Source organism: Sulfuricurvum sp., assembly GCF_023229695.1.
Lineage (GTDB): Bacteria > Campylobacterota > Campylobacteria > Campylobacterales > Sulfurimonadaceae > Sulfuricurvum.
Window position 1 is genome coordinate 147,662 of record NZ_JALNYS010000003.1, and the last position, 14,500, is coordinate 162,161.

A 14,500-nucleotide genomic window follows, 5' to 3' on the forward strand; every position below is an offset into this window, starting at 1 on the left:
GCCGATTTTTCTAGGGAGGAGCGTTAAAAAAGTCGTCTATCATCCCCTAGTGGCTTTTCACGCCGGTACAGCGGCAGTATCACCGTAAAGACGGCACCTTCGTCATCATTATTTGCCGTGATGGTCCCTCCGTGTTCGTGAACAATCGATTGGGCGATATTCAGACCGATTCCCATCCCCGAATAGGTTTTAGAGCTGACGAACGGTTCGAAAATGGTCGGGAGGATATTTTCATCGATCCCTCTGGCGTTATCGTGAAAAGCGATTTCAATATTTCCCCCATTAAGGGCGATATTGATTTTTATCCACCGTTGGTCAAAAGGCTTTTTGCAGTTTAGAAATTCGTCTGAAGCGTTATTGAGGATAATAATCCAGACCTGCTCCAGTTTCTCTTTGATGGCCAGAACATCATACGTGTACGCATCGCAGGCAAGATCCAGATCAAACACAACGCCGTTGACATAGATGGGGGAGAGATGTTTCGTCCGATTGTAAACCATGCGGGCCGCGTAGATCAGCGTCGAGAAAAGATTGCTGACCTCTTTGTTTCCCGACCCTTTTTTGGTGAATTCCCGTGTTGCATCGATAATATTGCCGATTCGGCGCAGCCCCTCCTCGATGCTCTCCATATTCTCCAATAATTCCGATTTGGACGGAGAATCACCGATCGTATCCAGCTCCATTCGCATCAGTTCGACATTCCCTTTGATATAGGTCAGCGGCGTGTTGATTTCATGGGTGATCCCCGCAGCCAGTTTTCCGATCGAAGCGAGTTTGATCTGCCCTTCACGCTCTTCACGTATCCGTTCAAGCTCTGAAATATCATTGAGGATAACGATATAGCGCTCTTCGCTATTACGGCGATCCACAAGCCAGTCATCATGGTGCAGCATGTTACGCGCACTCATACTGAATAGATAGTACCGGTTATCACGGATAACTTTGAGCTTGTAACTTCGCTCTTTACTTCCCAAAAGCATTGCAAACCATTGGGAGGGATTATAGGCATTTAAGAAATGGCTATCATTTAACTCAGGGACAAAGGGGATCAAAAAAGTAAAATCGTTTTTAAGGGGAAAGGTGAGACATAGAGGGGCAAAAAAGTCGCACCAGGCCTGATTGGTATCTGAAATCTCCCCTATGCTGTTGAAAACACAGATCAAATCGGGGGTCGAATCCAAAATTGCGCGGGTATATCTCTCTTTGATCTGAAGCGCACGGGTTCTCTCTTCTACTTTGCGTTCCAGCACATTGTTCAGCTGGCTTAACTCCTCTTCTTTACGGAGGTAATTGAGATAGAGGTTCAGTTGGGAGTTCACCCGGATAACCAGTTCCGTCTTATCAAACGGTTTGGCAATAAAATCGCTGATCCCCGAGGTAAGCGCTTTGACCTTCTCATCATGGGTACTGAGGGCACTGACCATCAGAATGGGGATTTCATTCGTCCGAGGATCGTTTCGGAGGATTCTAATCGCTTCAAAACCGTCCATGACCGGCATCAACGCATCCATCAAAATCAGGTGGGGAAGCTCTTTAAAGGCGATCTCAACCCCTTCCTGTCCATTTTCGGCTTCAAAGAATTCATAATCGCCGTTTCGCCGTAAAATCGCCACGGCAGCAAACCGTGTCTCCTCCAGATCATCGACGATCAGAATTTTCGGTTTCATTAACGATTATTTAGAACCAGGGTTATCTTCTCATCGATCTCGTGCAGGGAAGCAAAAGGCTTCGTGACATACTGTTTCGCACCGTATTTATGGCTTTTCAGCACCCTCTCCAACGTCGAATAGGCCGTCATCATAATCACTTCGGCAGGATTGTCGGTCGCTTTGAATTTTTCGAGAAATTCGATACCGTCCATCTGCGGCATCATAATATCCAAGAGGACGACATCCACCTCGAAATTTCCCGATAATACTCTAAGGGCATGTACCGGATCGGTAAACGTCTGCACTTTGTATTTTCCCGTTTTCATCAGAAATTTTTCCAATAACGTAAGAATTTCGCGTTCATCGTCAATTATGGCAACCGTTTTCATTTTAATCCTTTGAGGTCAAAAAGTTTCACTTTGGCTTCGTTCATCATCATTTGCGCTTTCTCTTCCAACAAAACGTCCAGTGTTTTAAACACTCCGTTACTCGCCTCTTCGATCTTATCCACCATGGCTTCGATCTCGGCTTTCGAACACATCGCTTTATCCGAACCGCACTGTTCCGCCAGAAGATTGGCCTGAGTATGGACGATGGCATGGGGAGATTCCAGTTTCGAATACGATTTGCACTGGCTGAACTCCTCTTTGCCGATCCCCCGTTCGTACCAATTTCCCAGTCGACATTCATGATGGCTGATCGATTTAAACTCATGCGCTTCGCCAAAAATCATAGCATACAGATTGTTTTTGTAAACCACGTGATCGATTTTCGCCAGTGCGCCGAAAATCTCGTCACTGATGTATTCCACTTCGTATGCCGCACGGTTTGCATTACGCTGAAATTCGGTCACCTTGGTTTTGAGCCGGTCAATCACCTCTTTGGTATCGGTGACAATCGTACTGATATCTCCGGTATTGGATTGGATCTGACTCGTCTCTTCTTGCATCGACTGAACGACTATGGTAATCTCTTTCGTCGCTTTTTGGGTTTTTTCGGCCAGATTGCGCACCTCATCGGCGACAACGGCAAACCCCCGTCCATGCACCCCTGCCCGCGCCGCTTCGATAGCCGCATTCAGGGCCAACAGATTGGTTTGATCGGCGATATCTTCGATGAGGGTGATAACCGATGCGATTTCGCGGCTCCGCTCACTCAACGAATAGGTTGAATCGACCGCATGGGACATATGGGTTGCCAGCACTTCCATATCGGTGGCCGAACGCTGGATCAGCTGTAACCCCTCCGTCGACTCATTCGAGGTCACGATCGTGTCATTTTTCATACTTTTCAGATTTTCCAAAAGTCTGGCAAATGTTTTTTGGGTCTCCTGAAATGCGGTTTTAATCGATGACTGATGCATGGAAAGCAAACGGCTCTCCTGCCCGTTGCGAACATCGGTTTTCATCATCGTATAGGCCGTGTAGTTCTCATTTTCCACGAAAAAATTTCGACGTTCCACTTTGGCGCTGCACCCTTCCAGAGCAATCGTCGAATTATTTTTGAGGAGTTCGGCGGAAAGGATGTAAAATTGCCCTTCATGCTCACGCGCTTTCGTATTGGCAAAAACGATATTTTTCCGGTTGTCCATAATAATGAGACCTTCATCCATCGATACCAGGGCGGCTTCTTTATAAAAAGCAACCTCCTTACCCCGTTCCATCAGCTCCTTTCTAAGCGAATCGATCTCTTGTTGCATGGCAACTTTTTCTTTATTAAAAAACATCTATTAATTCTCCTCCACTGGCCTACTATTTAGGTAAGATGATTTTATCGGGTATTATATTAAATTTTCTTTTTTTAGATAGTGTTCGAACACCCCGATCAGGGCTCCTTTATCCACCGGCTTCGTCAGATAGCCGTCCATCCCCGCTTCAATAAAAATCTCCCTATCCCCCTGAAGGGCATTTGCCGTAACGGCAATGATCGGTGTATGGGGACGGTTTTCGTCCCGCTCCGTCTGTAAAATCACTTTCGCCGCTTCCAATCCGTTCATTCGCGGCATGTTTTCATCCATTAGAATGATATCGTAGCGGTTTGTTTTGAAATGTTCGACCGCTTCGACTCCGTCCTTGGCGATTTCATACGTCAGACCCATCTTTTCAAGGAGGATCTCCATATACATCTGATTCGTTTCATTGTCTTCCACCAGCAGAACGCTCCCCTGAAAACAACTCTCACAGGGAGACGCCGAAGGTGCGTTGGCGGGATGAAACTGTATCTCAGGATTGTATTCGAGGACACAGGTGGCGCACGGAGGGATCGGTATTCTCACCGAAAATTTTGATCCCTTCGCCTCTTCGCTCTCCAATCCGATCTCCCCGTTTAACATTGAAACGAGTTTGGAGCAAATCGCGAGCCCCAGTCCGGTCCCTCCGTAATTGCGCGTCGTTGACTCTTCCGCCTGAATAAACGATTCAAATATTTTTTTTTGTTTGGACAAGGGGACGCCGATCCCGTTATCGATGACATCAAGCGTCAATATCCGACTCTCCTCTTCATACCCGATATTCAGTGAAACAACGCCGTTTTCGGGTGTAAATTTGATCGCATTGGAGAGGAGATTGCTGAGGATCTGCTTCAGACGAATCGGATCGGAGGTGATACATTTGGGAACCTCCCCATCGATACGGGAGTGAAATTCGATCCCTTTTTCGTTGGCTTTGGCTTTATAGATCGAGATGATGGGGGTAAACTCGGGGCGAGGCTGAAACGGAACCAACGTTATCGAGAGCTTTCCGTTTTCAATTTTACTCAAATCGAGGATATCGTTGATAATACTCAGCAACAGAGTTGAACTTTGCTGAATCGTATCAATGTAGGTAAGATTTTCCCCCTCTTTCGTTTTTTCTTTCAAAATTCCGATAAAACCCAAAATAGCGTTCAACGGAGTGCGGATTTCATGGCTCATATGGGATAAAAATACCGCTTTCGCTTTTTCAGCATTTTCAATCTTTCGGATATGCCCCATACTGGAGAGATAAAAAAGCCAAAACGTAAAAAGACCGCCCAAAAGGATCGCACACTCAAAATAAATTTTAAACCACAGGGCGTGCAAACGGATCTGGGCATGTTCGCGGATTTTCATTTCGAGATTCATATGAATGGCAGAGAGAAAATAGAATCCGCTTTCCATATTCTCTGTTGCCATGGAGAAAAAAGTTTTACCGTCCACCTTAATCGAATCGGGATCGGCAAGATACGATTCGATATCGGTGAGTAGTTTTTTATTGGCCTTGATAGTGGCATCCGAAAAAGGTTCGAGAGAATTTTTCATCCGGATATCGTGTTCAAAAATATGAACCAGTTTGGATTGGATGACACTTCGGTTATGATTGAGCAGTCGAATGTAAAATTGACTCTGGTCTCTCTCTGCGGGGGTAATGTGCCCGTGTTGTATCCCCCCCGAAATAATCGCTCTGAGCTTTCCCAACACCTCGATCGACATCGGTATCCGTTCGGAGAGAAACTCAGAGAGGACAAAAAGATGCCAATCCCCGCTTTCACCGATATTGTACGTTACCGCAATGTAGGAATTAAAATAAAGGAGCTTTTCAATAATTTCCGAATACCCTTCGAACACCTTTTTTCTCTCTTCTTCACTCGCGCCAAACCGATGTGCACGCTCAAACTTCTCCTCCAAAAAATCAAAACGGTGACGGATAATATCCAGTTTTTCGTTACAGTTGTAGGCATCATGGGGATGCTCAAGGGTACTGAGGATCGCAAAACTTTTTCGTACCTCTCTCTGAGAGGCTTTAATTTGCCCCAAAACCGTAGTATCACCCTCCAGATAGAGGTTCGTAAGCCCCCGTATTTGCTGAAACAAGGCGATCTCGGCATTGGTCTCTTCGAGATATTTCAAACCGTTCAATCTCATTTGCAAATTCTGTTTTTCGTCCATGAGCTGATCCCCCAGATCAAACAGAATATGGCCGAGAAAGATTAGAGTAAAGAGGAACCCGATTCCAAAAAATCGTAAGGCAATCGGTATTTTTTCAAAAAGTTCAAACATTTGACACCCCTCTTTAAAACGGTTTTCAAAATATAGATCTGATGTTACGTACTATACGAGCTATGAGCGAAAAGTGCAATTAAAGATCAGTTACTCTCCCGTCTCCGAAAGATGCGGGTAGCGTTTCAGGAAACATCCCTTTGGGAGCGCTTCGCTTGTTTTGGCGGTTGTAGGGACATCTGTCCCTGCCACATTAGGGACTTTGTTCCTAATGTGCATAACATCAGTATAGATGTTGATAACACATCACCTTTATGATACCATAATCTTTATGCAGTCAACTTCCCTATTCAAGGAGAACCGATGCCGGATACAATCGATGTGCAAACCCTTGCAGATGAATTTGACTTTACTCCCGAAGAGGTCACCAAAATTGTTGCCATGTTTTTCAAAAGTGCCAAAAAAGGGCTCGATGCCCTGAGCAATGCGATTGCCCTGTCCGATTATGAAGCCCTATATAAAGCGGCACACAGTATCAAAGGGAGTGCCGGGACTCTGCACCTCACAGAACTTTACACCTATGCACTGGAGGTCGAAAAAGCCGGCAGAAACAATACACCGTATGATTATGACGCCGCTTACGGCAAACTGGCCGATATGATCAAAGCTATCGAAATCGATTACCGAGGAAAAGAAGGGGATTAAAGCTTGCGTTTAAACAAAGTGCCCTTTTGGATATAATGGCGCACATTTCAACCCCTATCTTATAGCGAGACGGACCCTATGAACACCTCTTTTTTTTTCCTTTTCCTCCTTCTCTTTCACTCCCTTCTCTTCGGCGATACCCGCACGATTTATGATATTCGGGGGGCTTCACCGATACTTGATGCCAATCTCACCCGTTTTCTCGATGTCTGGCGTGCCGATACGATTACCCCTATCCAAAACGGTACCTATTCCGACGTCATCGTCAACGGCAATCCCGAACGTAAAACCATCGCCCTCACCTTCGATGATTCACCGGATGAAAACGTCACCAACGAAGTTCTGGACGTTTTACAAGAGCACAAAGTCCAAGCAACCTTTTTCATGATCGGCTCACCGATGACGGATATCAATGCCACAACGGTCCAACGGGCATCCAGAGAGGGGCATCTGGTATTAAACCATAGTTTTACCCATCCGCGTTTCACGAAACTCAGCGACGAAGAGGTATTTCAGGAGCTCAATGCCTCCAGTTCGAGAATTCAGGAGCTCACCGGCCATTATCCCCTTCTCATCCGCCCCCCATACGGTTCGATCAACGCATCGGTCGTCCGCACCATCAATACCCATGGATTCACTGCCGTATTATGGTCTCTCGATTCACTCGACTGGGCGATCAAAGAGAAAGATCCGATTGTCGAGAATGTCCTTACCCATATCCGCCCCGGCGATATTATCTTGATGCACAGCGGCCGTTCCAATCACCCTACCGCAGAAGCTTTACCCGAAATCATCGAAAAACTTCAACAAGAGGGGTATACCTTTGTCACCCTCTCTCAGCTGATGGGGATCGCCGCGTATCGCTAAAAAAGCAGCATCTGCTCGAACTCTTCTCAAAAAATCGCTCCTGCAGGGGCTAGATTTTGCCGATTTTTTGACGACAAAATCTTCTTTATGCTACGATACGGAAAAAATTTCCGAAGGTACTCATGGCAATCATCTCTATTGCATCGACAAAAGGGGGCGTCGGTAAAACCTCTTTGGCATTTTCACTGGCAAAAGATCTCGGTTACCGATACGCAACCAACGATATGTCCGTCACTTTAAATAAATACAAAAATGCCCGTTATTACCCCAACAACATCCCCCTCTATCCCGATACCGTTTATGATTTCGGCGGTTTTGTGGACAAAAATTCGGATGAGATACTACGGGAGTCGGATATTATTATCCTCCCGACCACCAATGATCTCAACTCCATCATGAAAAGCCTCATCCTGATCAAAAACTTTCGTGAAAAGACTATTCTTGTTTTTGCCAATATGATTGACAATCCCAATGATGCCGCAATCATTCGGGAAAAAATTCATGAACACTTTCCGAATCTGGCTTTTACCTATCTGCGACGGACAAAACTCCTTAAAAATGCGCTGGAAACGGGAATGAGCGCTACGGAACTCTACGAAATGAATAATCAGACCCGCCATCTGTATAAGCAAGCATACGCCGAATACCATAAAATCCTCAAACTCTTTACGACCGACGGACGCTACTTCAAAGAAAAATCGTAAACTGATCCCCCGCTCTTGCGCCGGGAGACCAATCCCGCCTTTGGTTCATGGAGATGTGGTGATAATTAGCCTCACTACGCTATAATGGCATTTACCAAAGGACTACCCATGCCATCATCAGCAACCCCCGCGCTTAAACGCCAAAATCACCGTATCCACCCTTGTAACGCAGCACGTAAAAACGAGCTTTTAAACCACCTTATTACCCGGTACCACGGCAAATCGATCCTGATCGTCACGGCAAACGATCCGGCACGAATTCACCTGTCGCACAACGACAACATCACCCTATCGAGTGATGAAACACTCTCCCAATCGCCCGATCTCAAATGCGATGTTCTAATCAGCTACGATCTCCCCGATAAAGCGATCATTTACATGTCCCGCTTTGCACGTGCACAAGAATATGCCCTTATCCTCCTTTCAGCGGAAGACCAAAAATCGCTCTACCCCATCGAAACCCTCGTCGGACGTACGATAATTCAAGAGGCTGTTGCCGGTTTTGAGCCCGATTTCGGTATCGCGGTAGAACAAAAGAGCAAAGAGGAGGCAAAAGCACGACGTGCCGAACGCGATGAGCAAAATGCGAAACGGGATGCTCAACCAAAACGGGATTCAAAACCGCGTTCCGATTTCAAACGTGACGATCGGGGAAACCGGGACGAAAACCGTCCTGCTAAAAAACCTTTCTCCGGTACACGCGACGATAAAAAACCGGACAATTGGAAAAATAAAGATTCCAAACCCCGTTTTGTAGGAAAAGATGAAAACGGCAAGCCGATTTTTGAGGGAAAAACACGCGAACGCAATCACTATATCGACGGAACACCCCGCAGTGATACCGAAAAAGCGGCCAGAACCCCCTATTCGAGCAAACCTAAATTTTTCGGAAAAGAAAAAACAGAATCCGATAAACCCAAATCGTTTGACGGAGAGAAAAAACCGTACGAAAATAAAAAGCCCTATGACGCTAAGAAATCTTTCGGAAATAATGAAAAAAAACCGTATGATTCCAAAAAACCGTATGAAAAGAAACCTTATGAAGGGAAAAAATCTTTTGAAAACGGGGAGAAAAAGCCTTATGAAGCTCAAAAATCTTTCGGTGACAAAAAGCCTTACGGAGAGAAGAGACCTTACGATAACAAATCTCCCAAAAATAGCAAACCCTCAAATAATGCTACCAAATCTTCTCCTGCCGATTCCACCCCGAAACGTACGCCGCGCCGGATCAACGTCAAATCGCTTAAACCGACCGAAAAGAGCGAATAACTCAAGGAAATTCTCAATCTTCTTTTGGCTATACTGGTGATACCATTTTGATAAGGAACTTCAGTGCATGTTCAGACAATAATCACTTCGTACCGTCGTTCCCTCTTCATCGGAGTGGCGGTATGGAGTTTATTGATGCTCACCGTCGCCCTCTTTTACTGGAACGATCAATCCAGACAGGTTATCGAACTGGCAAAGAATACCGCAAAAACTGCACTGAATAAAGATCTCGCCACCCGTATCTGGATTATTTCGCATGGAGGGGTTTACGTCCCGATCGATCAGCAAACTCCGGCCAGCCCTTATCTCTCCCATATTCTCGAACGTGATATCCAAACCCCTTCCGGAAAGCAATTGACCTTAATGAATTCTTCCTATGTTCTAAGACAGATGATGCAAAATTACGGGACGTTGTATGGAGAAAAAACAAGGATCACCTCCCTCAAACCGATCAATCCCGACAATAAAGCGACTCCATGGGAAAAAAAAGCGCTCCGCTATCTTGAGACCAATCGCAATCAAAGCGACTTTCACGAACTGGAACACAAAAAAGAGGGGATATACCTGCGGATGATGATCCCGATGGTCACCGATCAAAGCTGTCTGAAGTGTCATAATCCCTCCGAAAATACGATCGGCGGATTACGCGGAGGAATCGGTATCTCCGTCCCGCTAAAAGCATTTGATGCAATGATGAAAGATACCCTGATGCATACCTTCGGTTGGTTGTTCCTGATTTGGTTTCTGGGAACGTCCGCCATCATTGCCGCACTAAAGATGATCGAAAAAAAATCGCTTCAGCTCCATGCGACCGAACTCGAAAAGATCAAAAACTACCAAAGCATGATTGCACTCGTCGTTGACCTGATCGATAAACGCGACTCCTATACCGCCGGACATTCACAGCGGGTAGCCCATTACTGTGAAATCATCGCCCGGGCCATGTATCACGATGAAGAGATTGTCAACAAAATCAAAGAGGCGGCTATTTTGCACGATGTCGGTAAAATCGCCATTCCCGATTCCATCCTCTTAAAACCGGGTATTTTGACCCCTACCGAAAAAGAGTTGATCAACTACCATCTCAGCGCCGGTTACGAACTCCTCTCCAAAGTCGGTATGTATCAGGAACTCGCCGATATCATGCGCCATCACCACGAACGCTATGACGGTAGCGGCTATCCCAATGCCCTTTCGAAAGATCAGATCCCCCCCCTCTCCCGTATTATGATTATTGCCGATGCATTTGACGCCATGACCACCAATCGAATCTACAAAGCCCGGAAAAGTCTGGATGAAGCGCTGAAAGAGATTGAGATGCTCAAAGGGTCACAATTCGATCCCGACGTCGCTGACGTAGCGATTATCGCCCTTCGCCATATCACGATTGAAGCGTACGACCAGTTTCCGAAAACAGAGATCGAAGAAGAGCGGTTCGCCTATTACCTCAAAGATCAGCTGACCGGGGTCAACAATCACTGGGCACTCGAATCGATTCTCAACATCAATCAGCACAGCTACGAGTACCGCTATGCAACCTCCATTACCCTCAACAACCTCATCGCCTATAACCATCAACAAGGATGGACCAACGGCGATCTTTTACTCGGAAAATTCAGTACGCTGCTCAAAGAGCGCTTCAGCAATAACCATATCTATCGGATATTCGGCGATACCTTTATTATTCTCTCTCAAGAGTATCTCGATGTTTCTCCCGACACTCTGAGCCGCGTCGAATGTATTGCCAAGAGCGATATCACCCTCACGGTAACCACCATTCATCTGATCGATAACAAAATCGACAGTATCAGCAAACTCGAAGAGATCATTAAAACGTACAAGCACGGGGAATGAGGGGAAAGGTGTAAGGTGTCAGTCAGGAGATGCTTATCCCCCGTTTTTTTTCCTCCAGCCGATCATACAGGGCTAACATATTGTCATAATTCCGATGGAGGGTCCGATCGATCAAAAATGCTTCCCCTCCCAGTATTTGCAGCGCTTTTTCTACCTTGGAACGTGTAAAAAGGTTGCAAAGCCCCTCTTCATACTCATCCATGGAGAATCCCCCCTCATCCATCCGGATCAGTTCTGCGACAAGATACCCCATCTTATCCGTCCCGAACTCCAGAAGTGCCAGTGCCTCTTCCCGGTTATCCGCCAACAAATGAATTTGGGCTTTGAATTCGGCCATCGTAAAATTCTTTTCGAAAATCACCCCGATGTATTTTTCGATATTCAGCGACTCCTCCAGCGATTCAACCGCATCCAGAATATCCTCCGGATCATACTCCTCGAAATTCAACACCATGTCCCGGATCAGTTTGCCGCAGTTTTTATTGTTATAGATCAAATCTTCGATCGGATACACCTCCGACACCCCCGGGACAATCATTTGACACGAGTAAAATCCCAGATAGGTATATTCGCGCAGATAAATCTCCTTGCCCATGGTGCGTACGATTTCACTCAGATAAAGGTACTCCGCTTCGCTCCCCTCTCCGTGATACTCCCACGATGCAAATTCAAAACTTTTGGTACGGCTTAAAAAACCGAATCCGAGTTTGCCGTTGGAATCGATAAAGTGGGACTCCAGGTTAAAACTGTCCGAAACCAGACTCATATCAAATGTCGGTACTTCAAACGCATCGAGATTTTCAAGCCCCCGCCCCTGCATCAACTCAGTCATGGTCCGCTCCAGAGAGACTTCCAAAATCGGATGGGCACCGAACGAGACAAAAAGGGTTGAATTTTCGGGATTGATCAAAGAGATCGCCGTTACCGGGTACCTCCCCCCCAATGAGGCATCGAGTACCTCGACGATGTATCCCGCTTCACGCAGCATCGTGAGATCGCGATAGAGTTTTTCGAATGATCGGACCACTTCGTCCGGATATTTCGGAAGAGCATACCCGTTTTTGATAATCTCTATTTTTGCATAGCGCTCAAAAATTTCACTCAAGGCCTGTACCTGAGCCTCAGGAGCGGTATTCCCCGTCGCCAATCCGTTACTGACGTAGAGATTGCTCAAAATATTCAGAGGGATATAAACCTGCTCCCCGGTTGAACGTTTCTTAAACGGCAGCGCAACAACCTTATCTTCATAGTCGCTGTTAAAATCGATCAAATCATCATCGCTGAGGCTACCGCTTGGATCGTATACTTCACGTAATTCGTCATTTAAATAGCCGCCGCCCATCTCAAAAGCCACCTCATCGGGATAATAGCGGCGATTCGGCAGATAAAAATCGATAAAAAAATTATTGGTCTGAAGCCGCTCGATGTATTCGCCCAGTGCACTGGCCGTCGAAGCTTCCGAAGAGCTCCCTTTCCCGTTGGAATAGATATGTTTCGGGGCCTCCACCGAAGCCAGATTAACCGAGAAACAGGAGTTCAACGGATGTTTTTCCTCTGAAAAGAGCACTTCGCATCCAACTTCTCGTAAGATGGTTTGCATCGCGGCAATGGAATCTTCAACAGGGAGATTTTTAGATAAAATATTCATAACTTCACTTCTCATGGTTTGGAATTTTAGAATGGGTGCAGAGCGATAGGACCAACACACATACGCTGATGCTAATGGAAGAAGTATAACCAAAAAAAATTTCATTAGCGTTCTTGCAGAACTCTCTTTTAAACCTCCTTTGAGGAAAGCACTGCGCTAGCCGCTATGGCGCTAAAGCTTGCCTCTTCGAGGCAGAAGTCCCGCACTAAAGTTATTATGTACTCTAAGAAGTTTTTATTTCGATTTACGATAAAATACCGAAAATTGATGATTAGAGCGCCTCAAATCACTTTGAAACGGTACTCTCTGAATGAAGGAAACAATGTGAAGACAAAAAAAATCACCAAACTTCTTATTGCCAATCGCGGTGAGATTGCACTGCGAATTATCCGTGCTTGTAAAGAGCTGAACATAAAAAGTGTCGTCGTTTTTTCAGAAGTCGACGTAAACGGCGTATGGGTGCGCAAAGCAGATGAGTGCTATCCGATCATGGGAGATCCGATTGCTGCCTATCTGGATTATGATCGTATTATTTCACTGGCAAAAAAAGCCGATTGTGATGCGATCCATCCGGGATACGGTTTTCTCTCGGAGAGTGCCGAGTTTGCACAGGCGTGTGCCGATAACGGTATTATTTTTGTCGGCCCGAAACCGGAGCACATTGCCCTTTTCGGTGACAAAATGGCCTCCAAAGTGGCCATGCGCGAAGTGGGTGTTCCGATGCTTCCGGGTACGGATGAGCCGATCGACAACATCGATGATGCCGAAAAAATTGCAACCGGCATCGGTTTCCCGATCATCATCAAAGCAGCTTTCGGGGGCGGCGGACGCGGTATGCGTATCGTAGAACGTGCATCCGATTTTAAAGAGATGTACGAATCGGCAACCAATGAAGCGTTGCGTTTCTTTAATCGCGGTGAAGTATTTATTGAAAAATATCTCAAAAACCCGCGCCACATTGAGATCCAAATCGTAGCAGACAAATACGGCAACATCGTCCATTTGGGAGACCGTGACTGCTCAATCCAGCGCCGCCACCAGAAGGTCATCGAGATTGCTCCATCACCGTTATTGAATCACGAAACTCGTCGTGAGCTTTACCGTATTTCCAAAAAAGCGATGTACCGTCTCGGATACGAAAGCGTCGGTACAATCGAGTATCTGGTTGATCAGGATGACAATATCTATTTCATCGAAATGAACACCCGCGTTCAGGTTGAACATCCGGTTACCGAAGCGATCTCAGGAATCGATTTGATTCAACGGATGATCCAAATTGCCGAAGGCGACCCGCTTAAATTCATGCAAGAGGAGATTCACCTTCGCGGATACGCGATTGAGTTCCGTATCAATGCGGAGAATCCGAAATTGGGCTTTGTCCCATCACCGGGTCTTATCACCAACTACCTTGCACCGGGCGGTCCGGGGGTACGTTTGGACTCTATGGCGTACACCAACTATCAAATTCCCTCCAACTACGATTCAATGGTCGGAAAGTTGATCGTTTCGGCATTGACATGGGAAGATTGTGTCCGTAAAGCCAAGCGTGCGCTCGATGAGTTCTTGATCGAGGGGGTTCCGACCAATATCCCTCTTCACCGACAAATCGTCCGTGATCAGGATTTTATCGACGGTAAAATCGATACCGGATATCTTGATACCAAATTACAGCATTTTAACCTCGATGCGATCCACAACATGGATGACGAAGAGGCGAAAATGAAACATATCACATCGGTTATCGAAGCAATTAATAAAAACAAGCTCAACGTTCGTCACTAACATTCCCCCTCGTTTTCCATCCTCGTGCAGAGCGGTTGCGCGGGATGGAATTCTTCCGCCCAAGCCT

General features: G+C 46.1%; 11 protein-coding genes. 6 read left to right on the forward strand and 5 right to left on the reverse strand.

Features of this window, described 5'->3' with window-relative positions; translation table 11 throughout:
- Positions 1-23: 23 nt before the first annotated feature.
- The 4 genes from M0P91_RS03185 to M0P91_RS03200 are packed head-to-tail and all read right to left on the reverse strand — an operon-like array spanning position 24 to position 5,664.
- Positions 24-1,667 (reverse strand): hybrid sensor histidine kinase/response regulator, encoded by a 1,644-nt coding sequence (locus tag M0P91_RS03185; protein WP_295064396.1) that lies wholly within the window; start codon positions 1,665-1,667, stop codon positions 24-26.
- The gene (locus M0P91_RS03190) at positions 1,667-2,038 is read right to left on the reverse strand and encodes a response regulator (RefSeq protein ID WP_295064399.1); all 372 of its coding nucleotides are present in this window, start codon (positions 2,036-2,038) and stop codon (positions 1,667-1,669) included. Before M0P91_RS03190 ends, M0P91_RS03185 begins: the two co-directional genes overlap by 1 nt.
- Positions 2,035-3,375 carry a methyl-accepting chemotaxis protein gene (locus M0P91_RS03195; protein WP_295064402.1) on the reverse strand — a complete coding sequence of 447 codons (1,341 nt, stop codon included), beginning with the start codon at positions 3,373-3,375 and terminating at the stop codon, positions 2,035-2,037. The genes M0P91_RS03190 and M0P91_RS03195 overlap by 4 nt, the downstream gene beginning before the upstream one ends.
- A gap of 54 nt (positions 3,376-3,429) precedes the next feature.
- Complete coding sequence (locus tag M0P91_RS03200) at positions 3,430-5,664, reverse strand: ATP-binding protein (protein WP_295064405.1); 2,235 nt, start codon at positions 5,662-5,664, stop codon at positions 3,430-3,432.
- A gap of 303 nt (positions 5,665-5,967) precedes the next feature.
- Here M0P91_RS03200 and M0P91_RS03205 point away from each other — a divergent pair, with 303 nt between their 5' ends.
- The 5 genes from M0P91_RS03205 to M0P91_RS03225 all read left to right on the forward strand — a co-directional run bounded on the left by M0P91_RS03205 (position 5,968) and on the right by M0P91_RS03225 (position 11,003).
- Positions 5,968-6,309 carry an Hpt domain-containing protein gene (locus M0P91_RS03205; protein ID WP_295064408.1) on the forward strand — a complete coding sequence of 114 codons (342 nt, stop codon included), beginning with the start codon at positions 5,968-5,970 and terminating at the stop codon, positions 6,307-6,309.
- Positions 6,310-6,387: 78 nt separating this feature from the next.
- Entirely contained in the window at positions 6,388-7,176 is a 789-nt protein-coding gene (locus M0P91_RS03210) for a polysaccharide deacetylase family protein (protein WP_295064411.1), read from the forward strand.
- A gap of 122 nt (positions 7,177-7,298) precedes the next feature.
- On the forward strand, positions 7,299-7,880 hold the full coding sequence (locus M0P91_RS03215) for a hypothetical protein (RefSeq protein WP_295064413.1): 582 nt from the start codon (positions 7,299-7,301) through the stop codon (positions 7,878-7,880).
- Positions 7,881-7,988: 108 nt separating this feature from the next.
- Positions 7,989-9,149, forward strand: a complete 1,161-nt coding sequence (locus M0P91_RS03220; RefSeq protein WP_295064416.1) for a hypothetical protein — start codon at positions 7,989-7,991, stop codon at positions 9,147-9,149.
- A gap of 63 nt (positions 9,150-9,212) precedes the next feature.
- Entirely contained in the window at positions 9,213-11,003 is a 1,791-nt protein-coding gene (locus tag M0P91_RS03225; protein ID WP_295064418.1) for an HD domain-containing phosphohydrolase, read from the forward strand.
- 22 nt (positions 11,004-11,025) lie between these two features.
- Here the strand turns inward: M0P91_RS03225 and M0P91_RS03230 are convergent, their stop codons facing one another.
- A complete protein-coding gene (locus tag M0P91_RS03230; RefSeq protein WP_295064421.1) occupies positions 11,026-12,651 on the reverse strand; it encodes a YcaO-like family protein in 1,626 nt (541 codons plus the stop codon).
- 324 nt (positions 12,652-12,975) lie between these two features.
- On the opposite strand from M0P91_RS03230, the gene M0P91_RS03235 reads away from it, so the two are divergent.
- Positions 12,976-14,433: an acetyl-CoA carboxylase biotin carboxylase subunit gene (locus M0P91_RS03235; RefSeq protein WP_295064424.1), complete on the forward strand. Its 1,458-nt coding sequence runs from the start codon at positions 12,976-12,978 to the stop codon at positions 14,431-14,433.
- Positions 14,434-14,500 lie beyond the last annotated feature (67 nt).